Origin of the sequence: Zhongshania sp., from assembly GCF_047636175.1 — a bacterium.
Taxonomy (GTDB): domain Bacteria; phylum Pseudomonadota; class Gammaproteobacteria; order Pseudomonadales; family Spongiibacteraceae; genus Spongiibacter.
This window is the reverse complement of sequence record NZ_JBLIKC010000005.1, coordinates 105,957-131,337: the sequence shown is the minus strand read 5'-3', so window position 1 is coordinate 131,337 and position 25,381 is coordinate 105,957. Positions and strand designations below refer to the sequence as shown.

The following is a 25,381-nucleotide window of genomic DNA, read 5'->3' as shown; positions in this document are numbered from 1 at the left end:
TTAATAATAAAAGATGTCTACGGCAACCACTGCCCAGCGGACCAATCGATGTCTAGACACCACCACTTGCTCATTGAGTAGACCATTAACAGAGAGGTCACCTTGAGCACTATGGATAATATTCCACGACACTTGCAGCTAAAGTGTCAGACGTTAATGTATCGTGTTAAGCGCTGAATGTCCGCGAGGAACAAAATTAAAGTGGTACTGGTGGGGCGGAGGCAAGTAGAGGGGCACTACAAGAAAGTTAGGGATTTACAGAATGAAATCACCCACGGGAGCGAACATCGGGCGCACCCTGCAGCGGCGCTAGGAAATTAGTCAATTTAACAGGACTATTTCAAGAGAGCCGTCATATTATGATATGCCTTATAAAAATGATGACGTGTTGCTGATTATATTCATCGGGTGGCCGGCAGCGAAAGCCAACTTGCTGAAAACATCAGCAAAACTCAGTAGGCTATTTTCATGCTCAAACTCATCGTCATGTTCATTGCGTTTATTAGCGGCCTTTGCAGTTAGAGTCTTTTTCCAAACCCGACAAAATAGGGCAGTCAGCACGGCTATCACCGTGACAACTTGAAGCGAGATCCGCCAATAAATTTCGCATTGCACTTAGTTCACGTATTTTGCTATCCAGTTCTTCAATATGCTCCATTGCTAACGCTTTAACATCAGCACTGGCACGATCACGGTCAAGCCACAGCGACAGCAGCTGCTGGATTTGCGCGAGTGAAAACCCCAAGGAGCGCGCACTTTTTATAAAACTTAGGTTGTGCACATCACTGGCAGAATACAGTCGGTATCCTGCCGAGGTACGCGCTGCCTCCCTAACTAGGCCCAATGATTCGTAATGCCGAATCATTTTAACTGAGATGCCGCTGGCCTTTGCGGCCTCACCAATGTTCATTTTCTCTCCAGTTTTTCTGTTTTTCTTTCTATGTTTCTTGGTTTTTGTTCCGGCATTGCTCTACCTCGCCTAGCCCCCTAATCTTCTATATGGCCTAGCCTATGCTTTGGGTTTCCAACGTTTCAACAATAGAGCATTACTTATGACGCTGACACTGCTAAATGCCATTGCGGCGCCGGCCACCACCGGGCTTAGCAAACCACTAGCGGCCAAGGGGATACCCAGTAAGTTATAGATGAAGGCCCAGAACAAATTTTGGCGTATTTTTTGATAACTGCGTCTAGAGATATCAATCGCATCGGCAATTAAATCAGGATCACCGCGCATCAAGGTAATACCCGCTGTGTGCATTGCCACGTCGGTGCCGGTAGCCATGGCAATACCAACATCAGCCGCCGCGAGGGCAGGGGCGTCATTAATACCATCGCCCACCATGGCGACAATAGTATTAGCGCTGCGTAATTTACGAATTTCTTCTGACTTACCGTCTGGGAGTACATTGGCAATGTAATCTTGCAGGCCCAATTTTGCCGCAACGGCGCGCGCACTGCCCTCATTGTCGCCGGTAATCATCAGGGTTTTTATCCCCTTATTTTGCAGGCGCTCGATGGCCGACTTGGCCGATGGTTTAATTTCATCGCCGAATGCTAGCAGGCCAATCAAACTCGGCGCATCACCTAGTTCTGCAAGCCAAGAAACAGTATTGCCGTCATTTTCTAGATCTTGTGCTTGCTGTTCTAACGACGCGAGAGAAACCCCAGATTCTTTCATTAGGCGGGTATTGCCCAGTATTAAGAGCCTTTCTTGGACGATTGCCGACACGCCGCGACCGGCCAACGTTTTTAGCTCGCTGGCTTCTATTGCCGTGATCTGCTGGGCTTTTGCTTGATTTAGTACCGCTTGGGCCAAGGGATGATCACTACCTTGCTGCACGGCCGCGGCCAAGGCGAGTAAGTGTTTGCTGTCATTATCGCAGGCTATATATTCGCGCAAACTGGGTTTGCCCACTGTTAGGGTGCCGGTTTTATCAAACACCACTACGGTGATGTTATGAGCAATCTCAAGTGCTTGGGCGTCTTTGATTAAAATACCGTGGCTAGCGGCCACACCTGTCCCGGTCATAATAGCGGCGGGTGTGGCAAGCCCAAGCGCGCACGGGCAGGCAATAACAAGTACCGCCACACCATTAATAATTGCACCCTGTAAATCACCGTTATGTAGGTACCAGCCCACCACAGTGGCTATGGCTATTGCTATCACCACGGGCACAAATACCATACTGACTTTATCGACTAGACGTTGCACCGGCGCCTTGGCGGCTTGCGCACTTTCAACCAACCGAATGATACGAGCCAGAGTGGTTTCTGTTCCCACAGCAGTAGTTTTTATTAAAAGTAGGGCGTCGGTATTGATGACGCCACCGACAACGGCATCGCCGACGGACTTGTAAGTCGGCATATTCTCACCGGTAATCATCGATTCATCTAAATGCCCACCCCCTTCAACGATGGTGCCATCGACGGGAATACGCTCACCTGGCTTTACCACCACAATATCGCCAGCTTGGATGGCTTCGATGGCGACATCACTATCTTTGTTACTAGCCCTAACCCTTGCCACTTCTGGCCGCAAAGCCTGCAAGGCTTGAATAGCAGCAGTGGTTTGATGCTTGGCTCGGCGCTCCAACCATTTACCCAGAAGCACTAGAGTAATCACCACAGCTGAGGCTTCAAAATAGTAGTGTCCCATCGCCTGCTGGGTGTTTTGACTCAAATACTGCGAGAATAACTCAAAGACGCTCAAGCCATAACTGGCGGTGGTACCCATTGCGACGAGTAAATCCATATTGCCAGTACGGGCCTTTAGAGCAAACCACGCCGCGCGATAAAAGCGCGCGCCCAACCAAAATTGTATGGGTGTGGCGAGCATGAATTGCAGCCAGGGCGGGGGCATAAGATCTAATCCAAACACCGAAAAGATCATTCCCAAGAGCATTGGCGCCGACAACGCCACAGCAATCATTAAATGTCGACTTTCTTTACTTGTCTTGGTCTTGGCTTCGCCTTGGGACGACTGCAGCGAACCATCTACACCAGCCTCAGTTTCATCCACTGAGCTTGCAGTGTATCCAGCATCTTTAATTGCAGCGATGAGTTGGGAGATGTTGAGGTGGTTTTTGATTGCGCTAATACGCGCTGCTTCAGCGGCTAAATTGACACTCACGGCGCGGACCCCGCTAAGTTTATTCAGCGCTTTTTCGATACGTCCCACACAAGATGCACAGCTCATACCACTAATATTTAATTGAAACTCCTCCTCTGCTACAGCGTAGCCAGAGTTATTTATGGCAGCGCAGACTGTATTTATTGCTACATCATCAGATAACTCGATATGCACAGAATCTGTGGCCAAATTTACTTGCACCGAATTTACGCCGCTTAAACCACTTAGTAATTTTTCAATTCGACCCGCGCATGAGGCGCACGTCATGCCCTCAATAGGCAACTCATAATGTGTTGTCGATGTATTTTTACTGAGCACTGGCCTTTCATTGATTACGGGGTTGTCACTGGTCATGGTCTTTTGCTCCATAAACACCTTAAGATTTTATACTCACCACAGTAATGTCTCCAACAGTGGGAGGGTCAAGCACCAATGGGTAGGCAACAGACGTTTATTTTACAACACTAATATATGGCTGACCTGAGCACACAATAAGGTCAGGCTATTAAATAGAAAAACCAGCAGTTTTTTTGCAGGTAAACAGTGTAAAAACAGATGTGTGAATGCGCCAGTATTGTGGAAATTATTTCCATTTTAATTTAGCCAGCAAGCATATTGGGCAATACGTCACATTTAGGAAACACCTTACCTTACCGACTAAAGTACTCTGTTAAAGTAAAGTCCCATTGTGTCTAAATACTGGGGCTTTTGGCGCTTTGGTAAATCCGCAGTGGCAGGCGTCAATAAAACCTTGATGAAATCTGCCTCACAGTTTTGCAAGGGGCAAACATTATGTTGGCATGAGTTCGACAGCCCGATACTTCTTTGATCTTGGCCATGTCGATTCGAACTGGTTAACTATGCTTGGCGGGCTGGACGGCTGCACAGACTCAGCGGCGTATACTGACCAAATCGAACTTTGGAACCGCCAGGAGATGCTGTAAATACCCCTGAACTTGGCGACAGTAGTAGATACCTACAAGCACTGTGTGGTAATTAGACCCTAGCAATACTAGAAAACGTATTGGTTTTAAGCACGGCCACAAATAAGGAAAACAATGACTAAGTTCGCCCAGCTAATAGGCACGCTCTACTTGCTGTTTGCCGCAGGGGTCAGTACGGCAGAACAACTTATGGTCGCGGTTGCTTCAAACTTTACTCCGACGATGCACGAACTTAGCACGGCATTTACCAAGGAGTCGGGGCATACCCTGAACATTTCCTTTGGATCGTCGGGTAAATTTTATGCCCAAATTATTCATGGCGCACCATTTCAAATTTTTCTTTCCGCTGATCAAAGCAAGCCTGAGGCACTTATTAAGGCTGGCTTTGTTGCACCGGCCAGCCGCTTTACCTACGCGCTCGGCGCCTTAGCGCTTTGGTCACCAAATACCGAGTTTGTTGATGCAAGTGGCGATGTTTTAAGCGGTGGCAACTATCGTAAATTGGCCATCGCCAACCCCTTGCTAGCACCCTACGGCGCCGCTGCGCTTGACGTTTTACGCCATTTAAACTTGCAAGCGTCAACACGCTCGTCTTGGGTAACCGGCGAAAACATTGCCCAAACCTATCAATTTGTCAGCACTGGCAATGCCGAACTTGGCTTTGTTTCCTTATCGCAAATTATGGAGCAAGGTCGCCTTTCAAGTGGCTCCGCTTGGATTGTGCCCAAAGACCTGTATCGGCCCATAAAACAAGATGCGGTGTTGTTAAAAGCGTCGGAGCATAATGCCGCTGCTCAGGAATTTATGGCCTTTTTAAGGTCGGCAAAGGCCAAGCACATTATTCGCTCATATGGGTATGAGCTAGCGGAGTAGATCAGTTTTGATGATCATGGATTTTAAGTGTCGCTGAATCATCGCGACAGGACTCATCCGGAAATTCAAATTCTATTGTTGTATGGCTAAGCGAATGAACACTCATTAGCTCGGCAATAGTAGACTTTAACTTCACTAACTCCGCCTGTTCATAATTTTGATTTAAGAGTAGGTGGGCGGTCAGCACATGCTGCTCACCATCAAGTGACCAGAGGTGGAGGTGATGGATGTCGCTGACATGCTCAAGCGTCGATAATTTCTGCTGAAGTTGCTCGCGCAACTCATGGTCTGGGGTTGCCTGTAAAAACAAGCGCAGTGTCTCAGTAAGATTTCTAACAACATTAAATAAGATGAAGAGCGTAAAGCCGATCGACAAGATAGGGTCAAGTATCGGCAATTCTACAAACATGAGAACGATAGACACTAGGAATATTGCGACCCATCCCAGAACATCCTCCATCAGATGCCAGTTCAGCATCCGTTCATTAAGGGTTTTACCGTCGCTGAGTTTATACGCGGCATAACCATTCACTGCGATCCCCAAAATAGCCAGACCGAGCATACCAGTGGCGTCTGGCATCTCCGGGTTCACCAAACGGGGAATCGCCTCACTCATGACCCACACAGAGCCCAGCACTAAAATCACGCCGTTAATTAAGGCGCCCAGTAGTGAGAAGCGACTAAAGCCATAGCTAAAACGGGTACTGGCTTCTTTGTCGCCAAGCTTGTTAAGCCCCCATGCCATACCAATAGCAAGACAGTCGCCCAGGTCGTGTACCGCGTCAGCCATAATCGCAGTACTGTTGGTTAACCAACCGCCAATGAATTCAATAATGGTAAAGCAGAAATTCAGTGCAAAGGCCCAGCCTAAGCGTTCAGACACCGTATGGTGATGATGGTGGTCGTGCATACTATTGCCGCTCCAGAGCGTAAAAATGAGTGTGCCGCGCAGCTACGTGCCAGAGGGTAAGCTGTTTCAAGAGCCTATAAAAGTAGTTTCTATTGATAATATCTGGCTATCGCTCGTCCATCCTCATCGCGTTCTAACTGATTTTAGTGACGATCTCGTTTTATAGTAATCGATGGGGATGTTCTGACCTGTTTGGGCCCATCGTTGTCATAGGGCAGGTAAACCTTGATCGAGATCAAGGTTAGCTTGGATATCAGCGGCGCCATCGATACCAATTGTGGGAGGCACGGTATTGTCGGTTCAAATCCAAGCTGCATTTTTTGTCGTTGCTTAAAGAATATCTATACCGATATCGACCTCGCTGGGCGCACAATGCCACCATCGTATAAATCACGGCTGGCAGCAGCATCTTCCAGCCAGATGACTTTTGGCGACTTTACCAACAAGTTAGTCCATATTAATTGCAACAAACACTAGAAACACCCGCACCCAGCGATTTAGAGTTTTCCTGACAAATTAGGAGTGACTATGGCCAAAGACGCGCACCTTACGATAGGACGAGCTATCGACAGCGCGATGGCGACTGTGGGGCGAGGAGGGCAGTTGCTGCGCTCAACTTTGGGTTTGTCTGGCATCAGCGGCGATCGTAAACACAGTCGCCGAGTCACACCGGGTGAATTGCCGGGCATTGATCATATTGACAATATTCTGGAGCCGCCGGCCCCAGGTAGCGTCGCGATAAGCTATACCGACTACTCTGCAACGCGGATCGAAAGTGGTGATATCGCTGACCTAGATGAGTTCTTAGAAAAGCCCGTGCCTGACTGGGTGAAAGTGCGGTGGCTGAATGTCAGCAATTTGAACCCCTACGTTGTTAATCTGTTTCGGCATCACTATGCATTTCATACTTTGGCGGCAGAAGATGTGCTTCATATTCCTCAGCGACCGCGCATTGAAATATTTGATGACCATATTTTTGTGGTACTGCGCATGCTTCAGCTTGTGCAGCATGAATTAGCAGATCCACTGAGTGATTCGAGCTTAGATACAGAGCAAGTCAGTCTTTTTCTTTATGACAAAGTACTAATCACCTTTCAGGAAAAGCCCGGTGATATTTGGCAACCCATTCGCGACAGGTTGCAAAACGAGGGCAGACGTATTAGAAAAAGCGGCACTGGCTATTTGCTTTATGCGCTGCTTGACGCGGTTATTGATCACTGCTTTCCGGTGCTGGAAAAGTACGGCGACGTACTCGAAGAGCTCGAGCTTATTACCCTAGAAAACCCTAGCCCGCAGGTATTGCATCGTATTCACTCCGTTAAACGCGAGCTTGCCTTAGTACGGCGAATTGTTTGGCCTATGCGCGAGCTAGTCGACCAGCTGTACAGAGAAGAGGGTGACAGAATTGAGGATTCAACGCGGCCTTATCTGCGCGATGTTTACGAACATACTATTCAGATAGTTGAGATCATAGAATTGTATCGGGAGATGGCAAGCGGTCTAACCGAACTTTATATGTCGGCCATGTCAAACCGCATGAACGAAGTGATGAAGGTTCTCACTATTATTGCAACGATCTTTATTCCATTGACATTTATTGCCGGTGTTTATGGAATGAACTTTCAGAATATGCCCGAGCTAACGTGGCGCTGGGCTTATCCCGCACTGTGGGTGGTGTTTACTTTGCTGACCGCAGGGATGTTATTTTTCTTTAAGCGCAAAGGCTGGATCGGCAAGACCTAGCTCAAACTAGAGCACCGGCAATACAGTAAAAGTTAACACGATGCCGCGGCGTGTTGGTGCGCTTAGACGACCAATATGGTAAAGGAAAAGATCATATGTCCCATGAGGAATATCATCGCCAACATCGCGTTGGTTGGTTAAGAGCCGCTGTTTTAGGCGCAAATGACGGCATCGTATCAACGGCAAGTCTTATTATTGGCGTCGCCTCGGCAAACTCAGGACATAACGCCATTTTAGTCGCTGGCACCGCCGGACTGGTTGCAGGCGCTATCTCCATGGCCGCGGGTGAATACGTCTCTGTTTGTTCGCAGGCAGACACCGAAAAGTCAGATCTCTTGCAGGAACAAGAATCACTAGAACAAAATTATGAAGGTGAAGTATTCGAGTTGGCAGAAATTTATCAGCAGCGTGGCCTTGAGGCAGAATTGTCTGAGCAAGTTGCGCGGCAATTAATGGCGCACGATGCGCTCGCCGCTCATTCACGAGATGAAATAGGGATTTCCGAAATAAGCGCTGCGCAACCCATAAGCGCTGCGATTTCCTCTGCACTGAGTTTCACCTTGGGCGCAATGCTGCCCTTACTGACTGCCTACCTATATCAAGGCGGTAATTTGCCGATAGTGGTAGCGGTGTTGTCGCTAGTATTTCTGGCAATGCTCGGGGCAGTTTCTGCAGTATTGAGTGGCGCAAAAATACTGACTGGTGTAGCGCGAGTTACTTTTTGGGGAACACTGGCAATGGCCGTAACCGCCATAGTAGGCCTTGTGTTTGATGTTGCAGTTTAATCTGCAGGGACCCCATTTAAGCTTAAAACATAGACCCGAAAAATATAGCAGTGTCAGCAATTACAGGCTGATAATTTATGCGCTGTCTGTCAGCGCAATTTCTGCTGTGCTTGCGGCCACTGGCGGGCTGTAGCGGCGATACTCCACTAATTGGGCAGCACCCAGCTCAGTATGGTCTCGGCATTCTCTTGCCAATAAACCGTTATAGTGTCGCCTGTTAAGCAAGTGGGTGATAAGTCGCACAGCAATATCAGCTGCAATTCGCGGTTCTCAACACTGATGGATGATACCCGCACATCGAGAAAATCAAAATAGCGACCGACTGCGGGATAAAACGCTTTAAAAAGTGATTCTTTGGCGGAAAAGATCAGCGTTAATCCCCGCTCGAATTTTGGGAAGTGCGCCGATACTAATTCCAGCTCTATTGACGATGCGATACCGCTAGCTAATGAAGTTGATTCACTCGCAGTAAGATAAGATTCAAGGTCGATTCCAGGGGAGATTCCAGCCGACACGCCGGTCGAGCTCGGTATCATCATACAGTAGGCGCTGCTGTTGTGATGGGTAATCGATCCCCGCACTGCAGGTGGCCAAACCGGATTACGATGTTTTCCAATTTCAATGACTTCCGCGCGTAACCCTAATTTTATAAAAGCCAAATTTGCGGTAATACGACCTGCTAAAAACTCGGCTTTGCGTTGAACTGGCGCAGTCTGCAAGGCTGCAGGGAAGTGAATTTTGTAATGGCGATACAGGGAATCGCTATAGTATTTGATGTCAAATCCACAGCTGGCACAAACACCCTCAAAATTGGGGAGCGTCAAATAATTTGCTGAACTTACAAACTGGGACAGCGTATAGGCGGCCGTCACCTGGGTTGCACTAAACGGTACTTGCGGAATGCGTGCTTGCGGTATTTTTTGATCCGTCGCTATTTACGCCACTTTTGACGCTACTTGCTTGGTCCCGCCGTCTAGCCTCAGTATCTATCGCTTTATCATTGCCATGAGTCGCAATTTGCTCCAACAAACCCCATTGTTCTAGCAATGCCATTGCAGTTTGCACTCCATCTTCTTTGGCTACTTTTTGTGAGAGTTTAACTGCAGCTGCTTGCATCACATCGCTACTTGCTAGGCCGATGGCCTGTGCTAGCGCAAGCGCCGTCAGCGCGCTGCGTTTAAGCATATTGGGTGCGACGCCATTTTGCTCTAGTCGCCACGCCCAAAACGGCTGGTCACCAAAGAACGGCACAACAACCGAGGGAATGCCGGCTCGAATAGTGGCGGCAGTTGTTCCCGCGCCACCGTGATGCACAGCTAGAGCGACCTGAGGAAATAACCAATCATGCGGCGCGCCGTCAATAACGAAAATATTAGGATTATTCTGGGTCTGTGCGGTCAGTCCGCCCCAGCCAGTGGCTAAGATAGCGCGGCGACCGGTTTTAGCTATGGCGTCATAAATGATGGCGCTGAGATTGTCGGTGTCATCACTTAGCATACTGCCAAAACCGATATAAATTGGCTTGTCGCCATCAGCTAAAAACTGTTCCAGATCCTGGGATGGTTGCCACTGTGACTCACCATTAAGAAACCAATTTCCGCAGACTTGCACACCCGCTGGCCAACTTGGCGAGGCCGGAAGGAGTGCGGGACTGAAGCCATAAAGAATACGACGATGTTCAGTTTTTTGACGATAATAAGGGCCATACCACGGCAGCGCACTTAGCTTCAGCGATTTACGAACCGGGCTATAAGCGGCGCTAAGCATTCGCCATGTGATGACTCGAAGCACGTGGTAGAGTATTTCATTTACAGTGCCAATACGCGGCTTTTCTGGCGGCGTGAGCATCATTGGCGGAATGTCAGGGCAGGGGGTGACCGGCTGCAAGTGAGTTTCTACTGCCGGAATATTTAACGCCTCACCAAGTGAGTTTGCTAATACCGCCATCATGCCATTGCCTAAGAGCAGGTCGGCCCCTTTTGCCGCCGCCAAGCCTTCGGTGGCCCAGTGCTGCGACATATCTTTAAGATGACGGCGCGCCGTCGTCATTAAGGCCAAGGGGTTTAAGCCCCGCTGAATCGCGCGGGGATCTTTCGCCATCACTTCGAGAAAATCGGCAGTGAGTGCCGAGTAAGTGAGGCCATGCTGGGTAACTAGGTTTTCGCAGGTTTTACCACTGGCAATACAAACCTTATGACCGGCGGCTTGCAAGCCCAGACCCAGAGCAATAAACGGTCGAACATCACCTTGGGTGCCAATACTAAAAATTGTGATATTCATTAATCGCCTGCCTGCCCGTCAACGCATATTCTAGTGATAGTCATATCAATACTTTAGGCTTTGAGTGAATCGGCTATTAAGGGCCCAATCAACTCTAGAGGTGCTACATCAAACATTTGTTGGTGATGGCAATCCACACTGTAAATATTGAGATCGCCAACGTGGTCACGCCAGACCTCAGCATTATTCTGCAGCACATTATTCATATTGACCTCTGCGGTTTGGGCAGCGGCAATAAACAGCATATCGGCGTTGACTTTACCCGGCACAAAATCTCGGGATATCGCCAGATTGTTTTCAATAATTTGGCGAACACCCTCAATGATATTGCCGTTGCTTTGCTGCATTTCTTTCACAAAGGGCAGGTTGTAAATATCGTACTCACGGCATAGCAACTCGGTTAGCTCAGCCATATTTTCTGAGCCCGGCGGAAGCGAATCTGCAGATAAGCCCATAAAGTTCAAGGCGCTTTTCACCAGCTGAACTTCATCGGTCTGCTGGTCCTCACCCTGCACATAGGGGTAGGCGTCTAGCACGGCAAGATAGCTAATCTCTTCGCCATCGGCTTCTAAGCGTCGGGCAATTTCATGCGCTAGTAAGCCGCCCAAAGACCAGCCCAGCAATTTATAAGGTCCCTTCGGCTGAACCTGACGCAAGTGTTCAATGTACTCGCTAGCCATTTCCGCAATGCTCTGTGGCAGAGCGCTGGCATCGTCGGATAGGAACTCGGCACTTAAACCTCGTGCCTGCACGCCATACAAGAGCTGTTCGCTACCTAGGTGCCGAGTTAAGCCACTGTAGGCCCAACTTAATCCGATCACTGGATGAATACAGAATAAAGGCGATGCAGTCCCAGTCGCCTTAAGCGGCAGCATGATGCCGAGAGGATCTACAGTTTGCTGATGTTGTAGCTGGTCGCTAAGCTCCGCAATTGTGCTCGCCTCGAAGATGGCGGCGAGAGGGATATCTCGCTTCATTAGTTCTCGTAACCGGGACACCATTTTTGCCGCAGTGAGCGAGTCGCCCCCTAAGTCAAAGAAACTATCATGGACACTGATCCGCTCAAGCTGAAAGACATCACACCACAATTCAGCTAGCTGAGTTTCGACAGGATTGCGTGGGGCAACATACTCACTAGTATGCTGCCATACAGGCTCGGGAAGCGCCGTGCGATCTAACTTACCATTGACGTTAGTCGGCAGGGTATCTACAAACACGAAGACTGACGGAATCATATAGTCGGGCAAAGTCTTCTCAAGTTGTTTGCGCAACAATACCGTATCTATATCTGGAGCTATGCCATCTTCACCTTGGCTAGCTATGATGTGAGCGACGAGTTTCTTGTCGCCACAGGGATGTTCGCGCAACGTCACCACCGCCAACTGCACGCCATCACATCGTTGAATATTTGCTTCGACTTCTTCTGCTTCAACTCGAAACCCACGAATTTTTATTTGAAAGTCGTTGCGGCCTAAGTATTCCAAGACCCCGTCTGAACGCCAGCGAGCCAAGTCACCGGTTTTATAAAGGCGACCTTCACCAAAGGGGTTGCTAAGGAATCGTTCCGCCGTTAGTTCTGGTCGATGCAGATAGCCTTTGGCAACCCCTGCGCCACCAATAAACAGCTCTCCAATGGCGCCCAATGGCACTGGTTTCATAGTTTGGTCAAGCACATACACTTGGGTGTTTCTTATTGGCCGGCCGATCGGCGGACAATCTAAATCGTCGCCATCTAAACGCATTATTGTTGACCAAATGGTGGTCTCGGTTGGGCCATAGAGATTGACGATGGGGTGGCCTAGCGTGCGCATTTTGTGGGCCAACTGTGCCGGTAGCGCTTCGCCGCCGACTAGCGGCCGGAGCTGATGTAACTGCTCAGCGTGGTCCTGCATTAATGCTTGCCAATGCGATGGTGTAGCTTGCATAACAGTGATTTGCTCAGCACTGATTAGCTGGGCAAGCTTTGCTGGATCTATTGCCACCTCACGACTGGCGATCACCACCTGTGCGCCTACAAGTAGAGGAAGATAAAGCTCCAGAGCGGCAATATCGAAAGCCACGGTGGTTAAGGCCAGTAACTTATCAGTGGGCTGAATATTCAGCTCGTCTTGCATTGCCAAAAGGAAATTCAACAAGCCAGCATGGCTTATCTCGACGCCCTTGGGGCGCCCGGTTGATCCCGAGGTATAGATGACATAAGCGCTGGTGTCGCCGTTAATAATCGGCGGGACGAAAGTCTGTGGCGCTGACGCCGCCTCAGACACAAAACTAGGTTCAGCCACATCTAGCTCAAGTATTGAGGTATTACTTCCGAGTAAACGGGGACTTATATCAGAGGAAGAGATAATAAGATCGGGCTGGCTCTCTTCCATGATGAGGGCCAAGCGCCCGACCGGGGCGTTCGGGTCTAATGGTAAATACGCCGCGCCAGATTTCATCACCGCCAGTAATGCCGTCGGCATTGACTCGTCTCGATCCAGGGCAATGGCAACGATACTGCCGGGGCCTATACCGCGGGCGATGAGCCGCTGCGCGAGCTGGTCAACACTATTTTTCAAGCTTTGATAACTCAGGTATCTGTCGCCACTTTTCAGCGCAATCGCGTCAGGGGACTTAAGGGCTTGATCGTCAAACAGCGCGAGTAAATTGGTATCGGGGATTGGCTTGTCAGTCTGATTCCACTCATGAAGTAATTGGTGCTTCTCAGTCGTGGAAAGCAGGCTCAATTCGCTAACAGCGATGCTCGGCTCATTAATTGCCGCATTGATAAGACGCACAAAACGATCGCGATGAATATCCAACTCGCCCTGGCTGTAAAGCGCCCGGTTAGCATCTAAATCAATACGCAGACCTTCGTTATCACCGCGATCATAGATAAAGATGGTCAGATCTTCGACAGTGCCATTACTCAGATTATGCGCAAGACATTGATGGCCGCCAAACCGCAAATCATAGTCAAAGGGTTCAATATTTACCCCAACCCATGAGATTTGCTGACCCTGCCCGAGCAGACCTAGCTCGCGGCGAAGATCTTCATAGCGGAACTGCTGATGCCGCAAAGACTGACGGACAATCTTGCTTACTTGGCCAAGTAAGTCATACAGATTGAGCTCTGCACTCATGGCCAAACGGATTGACACCGCATTGGCCATCATGGCCGGCACACTGCGCATATCGCGATTGGCTCTGGCGGTCACCGGCATACCAAACACCAGATCCTCCGCACCCGTCATCCTATAGATATAAGCCCCAAATAGGCTAATGAGCACTTGTGGAAGACTTGCCTTCGACTGCATTCCTAGTTGCCGCAATGTTCTGCTGGTATCGGCTGACAACCGGGCAGTGCTGCGACGTAAACCGCCAGCGCGAATCGCGTTATGGCGCGTTAAAGAGACGGGGTCGGGGAGAGACGTAAGTTGATCTAGCCAGTAGCTTCGATCGCGTTCATGGCGGGGCGATTCACGGTATTGGGTTTCTTGTTGATGCTGAGTTTCTAGGGGTAAAAACGGACTTGGACCTATGTCACGATCCTCTAGCAAAGCATTATAAATATCCGCGCAGCGCCGAGCGATGATACCCGCACCAAAACCATCTAGAACAATATGATGGCTGCGCTGATACCAAAAAAAATCGTTCTCACTGACTTTAAATAAGGCGCAAACCCAAAGGGGGTCACAGGCGAGATCCACTGGCTGGCTTAGCTCGTTCATCATCCACGCCTCAGCCGCCGCGCGGGGGTCAGCAGCCTCGCATAGATCTACAAATGCGAACTCGCCCTTATATTCATTCAGTATTATTTGCTTAGGGCCGTCTTCGGTGTCATGTATTTCCACCCGGGTTGTTTCTGCTTCCAAGGTAATCTGTTTGAGTGCAGACATGAATATGTCGACGTTTATGGCACCAAGAATCTCGCAGTACTCGGCAATATTATAGATAGCGTCTCTAGGACCGATTTTCTCGCCAAACCAGAGGCCGCGTTGCGATTGCGCCAAGGGTAGAAACTTAGCCTCAGGTGACACTACCGTACGATGAGTCGGACGCTGAACTTTTAGGGCGTTATAGGATTTTGCGTTGAGGTCAACGTAATCATAGTCACTACCGGCGCGAGCTACTGCCGGAGAACGTAATTTTGCGGCAATGCTTTCGGTCATTCGATTATTCTCTGTAGCAGTATATTTGCGTTTAAATAAGGCGTTAGACGTTAAATGAATAATTTCCAGCCAAGACGACAGCGGCAAAAGAAAAGGGGGCAGGGAAATCAATAAACGCGCAGATCAACACCTACTTGATGGGCCGTAATGTTTTACCCTCGCGCCTCACATCGTGGTAAATGTAAGGCCAAAAACATTAACTACAGCCTTAGCACGTCCCGGCTCACTACCCGTTGTCCTACTCTTGGCTGTCAGTACATAATACGTATTTATACTTACCAATTCTTATGCCTTTGTGTGACATAGCTCACATGAACAGATTTTAATGATGCCATTTTTGGCCACACATACCCTGTATTACTCAATAAATACAGTTTGTGAAGTGCCCAAATATACGATATGTGTAATAGCGGAGTGTGTCATAGAGACAAATAAAGACAGGGTCGCCAGGCCCAAAGGCACGAAGAATTAAGCGTGTTTTGATCACTTTATAATTAGGCGGCAATACGAGTATATGCACGTGATTGAAGGTCTTAGGTCTCAGCCCGTTTTCGCGGCGAGCGCCGCTGAGGGCAAAAACTAAACGTGGATTAGGTGATACCCAGCCCGGGTTACACCTCGGGAATCACTTGCCAAGGGGGTATAGCATCGCCTGTTCTACTAAGTGATCCAGTGATTCTTGGAAGTCTTTTAATACCGGGTTTATATTATTGCGCTGCTTCACTTCAAGACTTTCCTGCATATCGGTAATAGGCAAATCTAGCAATGCTTTAAGTGACTGCATCGTTGCCTCAGGATCGGCAATTAAATCCAGATAATCTACTTCTATTGCCCGGCTATCGGGCATTTCAGCTAACTCTTTGCGGTAAATAGCGACCTGCCGTGCAACATCTTTCGCTAACATCTTGCGAGCTAATCTAGCACTATTGGTTCGCCCCAGTACTTTGCGCAAACCCCGCAATATTAACCAAGCAATATAGCCACTGCGGTAGCCGCTGCGGCCTTTACCCTTGTCTAATAAAACCTCAAGATAGTCTTGCGGTCCCTCCAGGTAGGCGAGGAGGGCATTTAACATACTATTTAGCACCGCAATGGGTTCGCGGGAAATATAAATAAAGCGCGCTTCGGGGTAGTAGCTTAGAATTTTCTTGGCATTGCCCGTGTCCCAAGGATTCTTTAACAACACCGCCTGCTTATCGCTTTGAACGACCAATAATTTCTGACAGACAGTGGCAAAGAATGCCGTGTTCTGGTCGCACAATTTAAACGTGGCGGTTTTTTTGCGCAGTAAAAAGCCATATTCTTCCACCGCATCGGCATCAATAGTGGTGCCGTCGATGTTTCTATCGCTAATGCCACGTTCGGCGAAATACTGATTGAGTCTGTCTTTGTCTTGCTGTTCTGTCGCCTGGTCTTTATTAGTGAGAAGACGATCAAAATACAATAAGTGGTAAAGACTTAAGTGCGCTAGGGGAAATGACTTTGCAACGCAGTCGTAGAGAAATGTCGTCCCAGACCGGTGTAGCCCCATGATAAACACAGGCCTTACCGGCACTTGGCTTAGACTATCCAATTTTGAGGCATCTTCATTGCTAGCCGGAAAATTTGGATCTATGCGGTGCTTCATTATATGACTCAGTCTAAAAGGCGAATTTAAAAATGGTTAATTAAATAGCCGTACAGTCTACGCAAATAAGAGCAGCAAAAACCTGACAGTGTTAACACTAACAAGCCCCAGCACTTAAATCGTCATGACTGTTCAAACGATTTTCTTGGTGCTAGCCTTGATTCAGACGGCGATTAGAGTAATAAAAACACCGTCAATAGCCAGCAAAAAGTTTTTGTAAGGTGAGCAGTAGCTAGCGGGTATTGCATGACTCACTTCTTTCCCAGAAAGCAGGCCTTTAGGCTTATTATTCGAAACTGCGGGCTCGGCGCTCAGAAGGTACACGACCGCTCTCTGTTCTGCTCTCTGTTCTGCGCACTGCATTAGCTCTTGGCGCGCGTAAATTCCCTCCCGAACAAAATCTAAGGCCACAAATTCGCCCTTGAAGGTGAGCCGCTTGAGATATTTGATGCACACCACAGTGAAGGTTATACTCTCGACAAAGTCGGCACCTAGTTTGCTTCACTGGACCGCGAGCTGGAATTCAAAGTATCAAAGATCTAAACCCATTAACCCCTGACCTACTAATTCAAAGCTCTGACTCCACTGACCTTCAATATCTAGCGTATTAAATGCATCTAAGAGTTATTACATGAAATACCAAGGCAACCCAGAATTCTCCCATAATCAACACGACAAAATTGGTATCTTGATAACCAATTTGGGCACACCAGACGCCCCAAAAAAAGCAGATTTAAAACGCTATCTTCGAGAGTTTTTGTCCGACCCCAGAGTTATCGAGATACCACGCCTATTATGGTGGATGATTCTGAATCTAATCATTTTAAACATTCGTCCCAGGCGCTCCGCCAAGGCATACGGCACAGTTTGGACAGAGCGTGGCTCGCCGCTTTTATTCCATACTCAAGATCAAGCCGACGCCCTGCGACAAAAATTTCAGCAAACTCACGGCGATAACGTAGTGCTCGAGTTTGCCATGCGGTATGGCTCACCGTCAGTTGATTCCGTAATCGAGAAAATGCTCAAACAAGGCGTTCGTAAGCTATTGGTCTTACCGTTGTACCCACAGTACTGCGCCTCTACAACAGCATCTACTTTTGATGCTGTGGCCGCCAGCTTCTTGAAACAAAGGCTGATCCCTGAATTACGCTTCATTAATCACTACCATGATTTACCAGCCTATATTCAAGCGGTGGCAGATAAAATCCGGCGGCACTGGGAAGAACATGGCCGAGCAGATAAGTTGATATTTACATATCATGGCATTCCGAAACGCTATCTGCTTAATGGCGACCCATATCATTGTGAATGCCATAAAACCGCGCGACTGTTAGCCGAAAACCTTGGCTTAACTAAAGACGAGTACCTGGTCAGCTTTCAATCTCGTTTTGGTAGGGAAGAGTGGCTACAGCCCTATACCGATAAAACGCTAATGGCGCTTCCGCAGGAAGGCGTAAAATCAGTTCAGTTAGTCTGCCCTGGTTTTTCAGCGGATTGCTTGGAAACCATTGAAGAAATCGGCATTGAAAATCGCGACTATTTTCTAGAAGCCGGTGGCGAACGCTATGAATATATACCTGCACTTAACGCTGAAGCCGGTCATATCGATATGATCGCAGAGTTGATCGAGCAGCACTTGCATGGCTGGTCGGCTTGCGATGACACAGCGCATCGTGCTCACTTAGCAACACAGCTAGGCGCGAAACAGTAATAGTTTATTAGCGAAATGTTCCCGCTCAGCCTTCGCAATGAAGCGATTGGCGAAGGCTGAGAAGGGAGCAGGCCAGCTGCATAATTAGCTTAATCTACTTTGCGCAGCGCACCACTTAGCGTCCTAACGCGATTCTTGGTTTACACATACCCGGTATATCAGTGGTCGTCATACTTGAGTGACCCAAATCTTCAGACACGTCTTTATGAGTGCGTCCGCGCTCTATTTCCATGCTGGCACCGGTGTGCTTTAGACAGTGAGTTGACCCTTTCTGTTTATTGATCAGCGTTAATCTGCTCGGTCAAAACGATGACTTGTTTAAATATTGAACTCCTTCTTCACAACACTTGGCTACTTACCATTATTCTTTGACCACTAAAACGCGATATATTACTTCAGGCGGCGGGGGCAAGATTTTCGACATTACCAAGGCCATAGAGTTATAAAGTCAAAGCTATAGTGGTCAAGTAAAACTGGCATCGGATCTGTTGGGCGATATAGATGTTTATAGTCTGTTTAATTTTCGTAATTTATAAATAATTGATATACCAGCAGGGTATTGGTCTTAAATAGCGTGAACCGCGCTATTTACTCACAAACCAAGTATGGTGGTTTTAGTAGATCGCCTTCGCTGATACTTAGGGTTTGCTCATTATTGAAATGTTCTGCATGCAACTGATGAAAGAGGCAATTATGGAAGCACAAGGTCATTCTTTAGCCAATCTATTTAAACAACTAGGGCTAGACAATACAGAGCAGGCTATTCAAGGATTTATAAAAAAGAATACCCCTCTGTCCAGTAAGGTAGAGTTGCATAAAGCAAATTTCTGGAGCGCCTCACAATCTTCATTTTTGCAGCAATCAAAAGATGATGATGCAGACTGGGCTGAAATAGTTGATCAGCTAGACGCGATGTTACGCAGACCAAACGTAGAATCATAATTTTAAAACACATCATAAGGCTTGGTCCTGCCGCAGCAGTTGCAATAAAGCTTTTATATTGCCTACAAATAATCAAATTATTGGCAACATCCACCATAGTTTTGCTTACGGAATATTGATATGCCAAGTGATTCAAAAAACGTATTGCAACGTGGATTAGAGAATATACACGATCCATTCTCAAACTTTATACGGGCCCAGACAACATCTAGCGTACTTCTATTAATAGCCACATTGGTAGCACTTTGGTGGGCCAACTCGGCATATTCATCGACCTACCAGAGTTTGGTACACACCTCGATTGGATTTTTTGTCGATGACTATGAAGTAAGGGCTTCACTTAAACACATTATTAATGATGGTCTAATGGTCATATTTTTTTTCCTACTTGGCCTCGAAATAAAAAGAGAGGTGCTTGCGGGTGACCTTGCTCAACCTGAGAATAGCCGGATACTCATACTCTGTGCAGTTGGTGGGATGGTTGTTCCAGCACTGATTTATTCGCTGTTCAACTGGTCGCTTGAATCGCAAATAGGGTGGGGGATACCAATGGCAACCGATACCGCCTTTGCCTTGGGCGCCCTTACCCTTGTAAGAAAACATATACCCGTTAGCCTCCTTGCTTTCATCGTCGGCCTTGCCATTGTCGACGATGTTGGCGCCATCATTGTCATAGCAGTATTTTACACTCAGGAAATATCACTACTACATCTGTTAAGTGCTTTCGGCCTAATTGCAGTTTTGGCACTGGCCAACTATGGGGGAATACGCCAACCTTTATTTTATGTCGTCATTGGTGTCGCAGCGTGGTGGGCGATGCTCAAGTCCGGTGTTCACCCAACCGTTGCAGGTGTCGCCATTGCCTTGACGGTGCCAGCAAGGCCTAAGGTTGCCTCAGGGGAATTGCTAGACAATACAAACTTAAAAATAGCTGCAATGCATCAAAAAACAGAATCAGTAGATGTTCTCGGCAGCAGAGAAGACCACGAAAAAATACTTGAGGTTCGGGATATTGCAGAGCGCGCCAGCACACCTCTTCGTCGTTGGGAGGATGCACTAACTTTGCCGGTCGCGTTATTTATATTACCGTTGTTTGCGTTAACAAATGCAGGTGTTGAAATTAGTTTTGATTCAATCTTGATTAGTCTTATGCATCCAACAGGCTTAGGAATTATTGCTGGGCTCGTCATCGGTAAGTTTGTTGGTATTTCTGGCGCCTGCTGGCTAGGCCTCCGCTATAACATAGGCCGTCTGCCGCCTGGCGTTAGTCTCCAGCATGTAATGGGTATTTCGCTGATTGCCGGTATTGGTTTCACTATGTCTACATTTATTGCCGCCCTTGGATTTGATGCGCAAGCGGAAAACCTTCAAATAGCCAAAACGGCAATTTTGCTTGCCTCGGTTACTTCCGCAGTTCTTGGCTTGATATATATCCGCTTTGTTGCGGTAGATTCAAAGTGATAATAGGGCGCGTTGGCGTAGCTGCCGCACTAGGAAGAATCCACTCTTACTAAGCCCGGTTACTCAAACACACGGCCACATCTAATGTGAATTTCAATTCACCGTTAAGTCATGCTGCTATGGGAGGCACTGATGGAGAGAGTTGAAATATGACCTTTAGCAGTTAAATCTCCTATGATGAGTTCGACGTCTTTCCAGCCAGCACGTGGTAAATAGCTAAAGCGAAAAGTAGAGCTTTCTCGTAATTGTTTGTAGTCGGTTAAACGTTGCGTTCCTTACCGCTAGCGGCCCGCTTTTTGTCATCGGTCTGTACATACACCGTATCGGTGGTAGACATGCTTGCATGCCCCAGATCCTCGGATACATCTTTTAGTGAACGACCACGCTCTATCTCTAAACTTGCACCGGTATGTCGTAACCAGTGTGAAGTCGCTTCTTTAAAATTACTGGCATTATCTTCGCCGTAGCGTGCCTTCATTTGTTCGTAAGCTTGATCAAATACTTCTTGTACTAACCTTGATAACTGCCGCGCAGTCATTCCACCACGGCCTCGGAGTTTTTCAATAATAGGGTGGTTTTCACCAGGCACAGGTAGCTTATTTAAACCTCGATATAGCCGGTAGCGTGTTAAATAGCTTAGAAAGCTCGAAGGAACCGTAATATCGCGGACTTTTCTGCCCTTACCATAGATCTTCAACCACCAATTATTGTCATTATCTTTCCAGAAATGGCTCATTGTGGGTGACCACTCAGAACGATCTGAGTACTCTGAAATGCGGAGAAATAGGGTTTTTAATGATGCGATGAGAAACAAGCTTCGCTCATACCGGGAGTCGTCATCGGCCATGGTATGACTAATCTCCAGCAGGAAATTCCACTGGTCTTCCGTTAAGCGCTTTACGTCCTTGACCTGTGCATCTTTGATCAAATATCGACAATCTTTTTTTGCTAATTGCACAGGGTTTCCGTAACAGTATTCTTCATCAGTTAGATGTTTATAGAAGGCATTAACAGCGGTAAACGTTGCTTGTAAGGTTTCTTGCGAGGGACGGTATTTTTTCTTGTCTGGCGTTGATGTATCACCTTTGGCAGTCATCAACCGGAATGGCGCCCATTCAGTGTTACTTGTGTAAAGACCGCCTTTAATAATAAATTTATCAACATTCGACAAACATATCCACGTTAATGGCGGTCGCCAGCAAAAATCTGCATATTCTAAAATATCGGCTTTTCGGTATTGGTCGATAGGCTTATCCTTGATAAGAAATGCCCAGAGCAGAAATTTCTCGACTTCAGAACGAAATCGCGTGTATGTGTGTTCTGATTTGTTGCGACCAATATAAGATAGAAATTCCTGGCCCCATAGCCACGCCTTAGATTTCCATTTACAGGTATCGGCTAACACGGTGGCGAGATCAGGAAACTCTTCAAACTTTACATCTTTGAGATCTTTGTATGTTGGGTACAGCGGGACGGGTTTAGGAATGGCCATGGATTTTCCTGATATCTACATATAAGTGTATATAGTCGAATATCTGTATTCTAGCGCCCCATGCCCGCTATGTCCAATACGTCACCGTATCGGATTTTTTGAATGCGCTACACCCTTCTTTTACTCCCCTCCCTCAATGCGGGCTTCCGCTGAACCAATCGAGTTATAGATTTGCACCCAATATTGGCCCAGTTGCAAGAAAAGGCGACCCAGCATTAAAGCTTAAGCCATTGAGCGCCCTGCGTCTTTCGTGCCCAGACGTGGGTCAGATCATCCACCAAATCTTGATAATAATTGGTTGAAATTCCGATGCAAATCAAAATATTGGCTTAAAAACTGCTCACAAACAAACCATATGACAATAGTTTGCAAGCTTAGCGTTGATATTTTTTCCGACGCGAAGCAAAAGTAATCATAAAAATTTATGATTATTCTCACGCTCGTTGTGGCGCAATTGTAAGTCCGCCGATAGCGATAAAGAAGAACTGATGACATGGTCTACTTTTAGTGTGCCTAGCTACAGCTGTTGGTCGTCCTCTGGGGAACCAAAGCCCAAAAAGGCCTTCGCCCTCTTGGTACCGGTGAAAGATTACCGTTATTGTCCAATGGAATACCGTTGCGAGTATCCTTCACGGCATCCAAATCGCCATCGCCCTCACCACGTCGAAATGACACGCCAGGAACACCTCGAAACTCATTGGTGCCCTAGGTGAAGCCATTCTTTCGCAACACGGCCATGTCCTGAACACTAATAGAGACTGGTACGTCTTAAAGTGATTTTCTTGTTCGGGTTACAATTACTATTACGGTTTCAATAGTGCTGACGTTCTGCTTACCCTCGTTGGAAAAGCCCGATTTTGGCGCGCACTACACGTTGACGCGATAACGTTGGCAACGCACTTTCTGCTCAGATTTACTTTCACACCCTACTCCTAATTATCTTTATTGATGTTGGTTGCGTAAAACAGCCAAGCTAATATATGATATGTTATATCATTTAACATTGAATGGGTGAGCAATGGTTTTCTCGAATATAACCCTTGTAGTGAGGGGTACACCGAGCTACCGAGTGGCCTTGCATCAATGCCTTACATGAACAGCGAGCAGCTGATGTTTTTTGAAGCACGTTTACAAGCGCTTAAAGAAGAAACGTTGCGAAATATAAAAAATGCACAAGGTAGCTTGAGTGAAAGGCCAGAATTAAAAGACGAAGCCGACCTCGCTCAGCATGAAGAGACACTAAGCCTTGCGCTACGCAGCGTCAAAAGGGAGACCAAGCTGTTACCAAAAATCGATGCCGCAGTGAAGCGAATCCGTGATGGTGAGTACGGCTACTGTCTTGAAAGTGGTGAAGCCATTGGTGTCGATAGGCTATCAATACGCCCTACCGCTGAATATTGCGCTGAGGTTAAACATCAAATGGAAGAAAAGGAAAAGCACTATGGAAAACGCCGCTAAAAAGCTGCCAGTAACGGTACTGTCGGGATTTCTTGGTGCAGGCAAAACCACGATACTAAGTCATATTCTAAACAATCGAGAGGGCCGACGGGTCGCTGTCATTGTTAATGATATGAGCGAAATCAACATCGATGCCAATGCAATACAAAATGACGTGCAATTGAACCGCAGTGAAGAAAAACTGGTAGAGATGAGCAACGGCTGTATCTGCTGCACCTTGCGAGAAGACCTTTTGCTGGAAGTCCGAAAGCTGGCGAGCGAAGGTCGCTTTGACTATTTGTTAATCGAATCCACCGGTATTTCTGAACCACTTCCAATAGCAGAAACATTCACCTTTGCAGATGAAGATGGTGTGAGCCTATCTGACGTCGCCCGTCTAGATACCATGGTCACGGTGGTAGACGCCTTGAATTTTCTAAACGATTTTGATGAAGCGAAATACCTTCAGGAAACTGAAGAACATTTAGGCGAAGGAGATGAGCGTAGCGTCGCAGATTTACTGGTAGATCAGGTCGAGTTTGCCGACGTCTTGCTCATAAGCAAAACCGATTTAGTCGATGATGCCGACTTACAGCGACTAATCGCAGTGCTGAAGACTCTTAATACCGAGGCCGAGATTGTTCCCATTCGCAACGGACAGGTCAACATTGATAAAGTGCTAGGTACCACCAAGTTCAGTTTTGAACGTGCTCAACAAGCGCCGGGCTGGCTTAAGGAAATGCGCGGTGAGCACGTGCCAGAAACCGAAGAATACGGTATCGCCAGCTTTAGCTATACCGCCCGGAAACCCTTTCATCCTCAAAAGTTTTACGACTTTCTCCATAGCGACGCTATTCAAGGAAAACTTATCCGTTCCAAAGGCTACTTTTGGTTGGCCAGTCGTCCTGAATTTGCTGGGCAATGGAGTCAAGCAGGCGGTATGGCTCGCTTCGGATTTGCAGGCATGTTCTGGAAGGCGATTCCCGAAGCGCAATGGCCAAAAGACGAAGACTACTTAGCATCAATCAAAAAAAGCTGGCAAGAACCCTTCGGCGATATGCGTCAAGAATTGGTTTTTATCGGACAAAATTTGGATCGAGACAACGTCATCAAAGCGTTAGACGACTGCCTAATAAGCGAAACAGAGTTACTCGCGGGTCGCGAATGCTGGGAAAAATTACCTGATCCGTTTCCAACATGGGAGGCTATTGCATGACGGCAGCACTGGTAATGCCCCCGTTGGCTAACACGCAAGATACTGATAGCGCTGCGTTTGGAAACACAGCCGACACTCTCGCGGCCATCTATCAGAGCGAGGTAACGTTAGCCGTCTGGCAGCGTAAAAACACCCCGGATCTCATTGCAGAATGCCAAAACTTGCTACATAAAAAAGGTTTCATGGGTATCCGTCATACGTATCCAAATTCAAAGATAGCTACCTTAAAAAAGCATATTCCAGAGCTAACAGACTACCCCTTACTGAGTGCAGACATACAATTACTTGCAGAAATGTTCAGCTGTTTATTCGATATAAACGGCGTAGGCATTCGACTTACCGCCCTCGATAACGCCATGTGCCCAAAATTCCATGTCGATCGCGTGCCCTGCCGGCTTATCACCACCTATGTAGGCGTAGGCACGGATTGGATTCCTCATCACACGGTAGACAGGAGTAAACTGGGCGCTGGCAGCAAGGGGCTAAGTGACGCAGAAAGTGGTTTGTATTCAGGTCCACACACAATTCAAGTAATAACTACTGGCGACATCGCCCTGCTCAAGGGCGAAGCTTGGGAGGGCAACGAAGGTGCGGGTCTTGTTCACCGTTCGCCTCCTATCGCCAATGGCCAGAAGCGGCTATTACTGACGTTGGATTTCTTATGACATCATAAATT

Annotated in this window: 17 protein-coding genes; 9 read left to right on the top strand and 8 right to left on the bottom strand. The window is 47.5% G+C overall.

Going from position 1 to position 25,381, the window contains the following annotated elements:
- Positions 1-502: 502 nt before the first annotated feature.
- Both cueR and ACI955_RS04290 read right to left on the bottom strand, forming a co-directional pair.
- Complete coding sequence (gene cueR / locus ACI955_RS04295; protein ID WP_415242500.1) at positions 503-910, bottom strand: Cu(I)-responsive transcriptional regulator; 408 nt, start codon at positions 908-910, stop codon at positions 503-505.
- Between the two features lie 99 nt (positions 911-1,009).
- Positions 1,010-3,487 carry a heavy metal translocating P-type ATPase gene (locus ACI955_RS04290; RefSeq protein WP_415242499.1) on the bottom strand — a complete coding sequence of 826 codons (2,478 nt, stop codon included), beginning with the start codon at positions 3,485-3,487 and terminating at the stop codon, positions 1,010-1,012.
- Positions 3,488-4,191: 704 nt separating this feature from the next.
- Between ACI955_RS04290 and modA the strand changes: the two genes are divergently transcribed.
- Positions 4,192-4,950, top strand: a complete 759-nt coding sequence (gene modA, locus ACI955_RS04285; RefSeq protein WP_415242498.1) for a molybdate ABC transporter substrate-binding protein — start codon at positions 4,192-4,194, stop codon at positions 4,948-4,950.
- Between the two features lies 1 nt (position 4,951).
- Here modA and ACI955_RS04280 read toward each other — a convergent pair whose 3' ends face one another.
- Positions 4,952-5,860, bottom strand: a complete 909-nt coding sequence (locus ACI955_RS04280; RefSeq protein WP_415242497.1) for a cation diffusion facilitator family transporter — start codon at positions 5,858-5,860, stop codon at positions 4,952-4,954.
- Between the two features lie 528 nt (positions 5,861-6,388).
- Between ACI955_RS04280 and corA the strand changes: the two genes are divergently transcribed.
- Positions 6,389-7,603 carry a magnesium/cobalt transporter CorA gene (gene corA, locus ACI955_RS04275; RefSeq protein ID WP_415242496.1) on the top strand — a complete coding sequence of 405 codons (1,215 nt, stop codon included), beginning with the start codon at positions 6,389-6,391 and terminating at the stop codon, positions 7,601-7,603.
- A 95-nt stretch (positions 7,604-7,698) separates the two neighbouring features.
- Entirely contained in the window at positions 7,699-8,388 is a 690-nt protein-coding gene (locus ACI955_RS04270; RefSeq protein WP_415242495.1) for a VIT1/CCC1 transporter family protein, read from the top strand.
- Between the two features lie 146 nt (positions 8,389-8,534).
- Here ACI955_RS04270 and ACI955_RS04265 read toward each other — a convergent pair whose 3' ends face one another.
- The 4 genes from ACI955_RS04265 to ACI955_RS04250 form a co-directional block, all read right to left on the bottom strand.
- A complete protein-coding gene (locus tag ACI955_RS04265; RefSeq protein WP_415242494.1) occupies positions 8,535-9,260 on the bottom strand; it encodes a 4'-phosphopantetheinyl transferase family protein in 726 nt (241 codons plus the stop codon).
- 10 nt (positions 9,261-9,270) lie between these two features.
- On the bottom strand, positions 9,271-10,668 hold the full coding sequence (locus ACI955_RS04260; protein ID WP_415242493.1) for a glycosyltransferase: 1,398 nt from the start codon (positions 10,666-10,668) through the stop codon (positions 9,271-9,273).
- A gap of 53 nt (positions 10,669-10,721) precedes the next feature.
- On the bottom strand, positions 10,722-14,819 hold the full coding sequence (locus ACI955_RS04255; protein ID WP_415242492.1) for an amino acid adenylation domain-containing protein: 4,098 nt from the start codon (positions 14,817-14,819) through the stop codon (positions 10,722-10,724).
- A gap of 625 nt (positions 14,820-15,444) precedes the next feature.
- The gene (locus ACI955_RS04250; protein WP_415242491.1) at positions 15,445-16,446 is read right to left on the bottom strand and encodes a sulfotransferase family protein; all 1,002 of its coding nucleotides are present in this window, start codon (positions 16,444-16,446) and stop codon (positions 15,445-15,447) included.
- Between the two features lie 631 nt (positions 16,447-17,077).
- On the opposite strand from ACI955_RS04250, the gene hemH reads away from it, so the two are divergent.
- From hemH to nhaA, 3 genes are all read left to right on the top strand, one after another.
- Positions 17,078-18,157, top strand: coding sequence for a ferrochelatase (hemH, locus tag ACI955_RS04245; protein ID WP_415242490.1), 1,080 nt, complete (start codon positions 17,078-17,080; stop codon positions 18,155-18,157).
- A 693-nt stretch (positions 18,158-18,850) separates the two neighbouring features.
- Positions 18,851-19,099, top strand: coding sequence for a DUF2789 domain-containing protein (locus tag ACI955_RS04240; RefSeq protein WP_415242489.1), 249 nt, complete (start codon positions 18,851-18,853; stop codon positions 19,097-19,099).
- Between the two features lie 120 nt (positions 19,100-19,219).
- The gene (gene nhaA, locus ACI955_RS04235; protein WP_415242488.1) at positions 19,220-20,560 is read left to right on the top strand and encodes a Na+/H+ antiporter NhaA; all 1,341 of its coding nucleotides are present in this window, start codon (positions 19,220-19,222) and stop codon (positions 20,558-20,560) included.
- A 259-nt stretch (positions 20,561-20,819) separates the two neighbouring features.
- Here the strand turns inward: nhaA and ACI955_RS04230 are convergent, their stop codons facing one another.
- A complete protein-coding gene (locus ACI955_RS04230; RefSeq protein WP_415242487.1) occupies positions 20,820-22,052 on the bottom strand; it encodes a tyrosine-type recombinase/integrase in 1,233 nt (410 codons plus the stop codon).
- Between the two features lie 1,083 nt (positions 22,053-23,135).
- Between ACI955_RS04230 and ACI955_RS04225 the strand changes: the two genes are divergently transcribed.
- From ACI955_RS04225 to ACI955_RS04215, 3 genes are read left to right on the top strand one after another with little or no spacing between them, the layout of a single operon-like run.
- The gene (locus ACI955_RS04225; protein ID WP_415242486.1) at positions 23,136-23,510 is read left to right on the top strand and encodes a TraR/DksA family transcriptional regulator; all 375 of its coding nucleotides are present in this window, start codon (positions 23,136-23,138) and stop codon (positions 23,508-23,510) included.
- A complete protein-coding gene (zigA, locus tag ACI955_RS04220; RefSeq protein WP_415242485.1) occupies positions 23,494-24,705 on the top strand; it encodes a zinc metallochaperone GTPase ZigA in 1,212 nt (403 codons plus the stop codon). Before ACI955_RS04225 ends, zigA begins: the two co-directional genes overlap by 17 nt.
- The gene (locus ACI955_RS04215) at positions 24,702-25,370 is read left to right on the top strand and encodes a DUF1826 domain-containing protein (RefSeq protein ID WP_415242484.1); all 669 of its coding nucleotides are present in this window, start codon (positions 24,702-24,704) and stop codon (positions 25,368-25,370) included. The genes zigA and ACI955_RS04215 overlap by 4 nt, the downstream gene beginning before the upstream one ends.
- The last annotated feature ends 11 nt before the right edge of the window (positions 25,371-25,381 follow it).

Excerpts from the sequence above, each read along its gene's own strand:
- ACI955_RS04255 (WP_415242492.1), bottom strand. The coding sequence starts at position 14,819 with ATGACCGAAAGCATTGCCGCAAAATTACGTTCTCCGGCAGTAGCTCGC.
- ACI955_RS04290 (WP_415242499.1), bottom strand. The coding sequence starts at position 3,487 with ATGACCAGTGACAACCCCGTAATCAATGAAAGGCCAGTGCTCAGTAAA.
- ACI955_RS04215 (WP_415242484.1), top strand. The coding sequence starts at position 24,702 with ATGACGGCAGCACTGGTAATGCCCCCGTTGGCTAACACGCAAGATACT.
- ACI955_RS04250 (WP_415242491.1), bottom strand. The coding sequence starts at position 16,446 with ATGAAGCACCGCATAGATCCAAATTTTCCGGCTAGCAATGAAGATGCC.
- cueR (WP_415242500.1), bottom strand. The coding sequence starts at position 910 with ATGAACATTGGTGAGGCCGCAAAGGCCAGCGGCATCTCAGTTAAAATG.
- ACI955_RS04240 (WP_415242489.1), top strand. The coding sequence starts at position 18,851 with ATGGAAGCACAAGGTCATTCTTTAGCCAATCTATTTAAACAACTAGGG.
- modA (WP_415242498.1), top strand. The coding sequence starts at position 4,192 with ATGACTAAGTTCGCCCAGCTAATAGGCACGCTCTACTTGCTGTTTGCC.
- nhaA (WP_415242488.1), top strand. The coding sequence starts at position 19,220 with ATGCCAAGTGATTCAAAAAACGTATTGCAACGTGGATTAGAGAATATA.
- ACI955_RS04260 (WP_415242493.1), bottom strand. The coding sequence starts at position 10,668 with ATGAATATCACAATTTTTAGTATTGGCACCCAAGGTGATGTTCGACCG.
- ACI955_RS04230 (WP_415242487.1), bottom strand. The coding sequence starts at position 22,052 with ATGGCCATTCCTAAACCCGTCCCGCTGTACCCAACATACAAAGATCTC.
- zigA (WP_415242485.1), top strand. The coding sequence starts at position 23,494 with ATGGAAAACGCCGCTAAAAAGCTGCCAGTAACGGTACTGTCGGGATTT.
- ACI955_RS04225 (WP_415242486.1), top strand. The coding sequence starts at position 23,136 with ATGCCTTACATGAACAGCGAGCAGCTGATGTTTTTTGAAGCACGTTTA.
- corA (WP_415242496.1), top strand. The coding sequence starts at position 6,389 with ATGGCCAAAGACGCGCACCTTACGATAGGACGAGCTATCGACAGCGCG.
- ACI955_RS04270 (WP_415242495.1), top strand. The coding sequence starts at position 7,699 with ATGTCCCATGAGGAATATCATCGCCAACATCGCGTTGGTTGGTTAAGA.
- hemH (WP_415242490.1), top strand. The coding sequence starts at position 17,078 with ATGAAATACCAAGGCAACCCAGAATTCTCCCATAATCAACACGACAAA.
- ACI955_RS04280 (WP_415242497.1), bottom strand. The coding sequence starts at position 5,860 with ATGCACGACCACCATCATCACCATACGGTGTCTGAACGCTTAGGCTGG.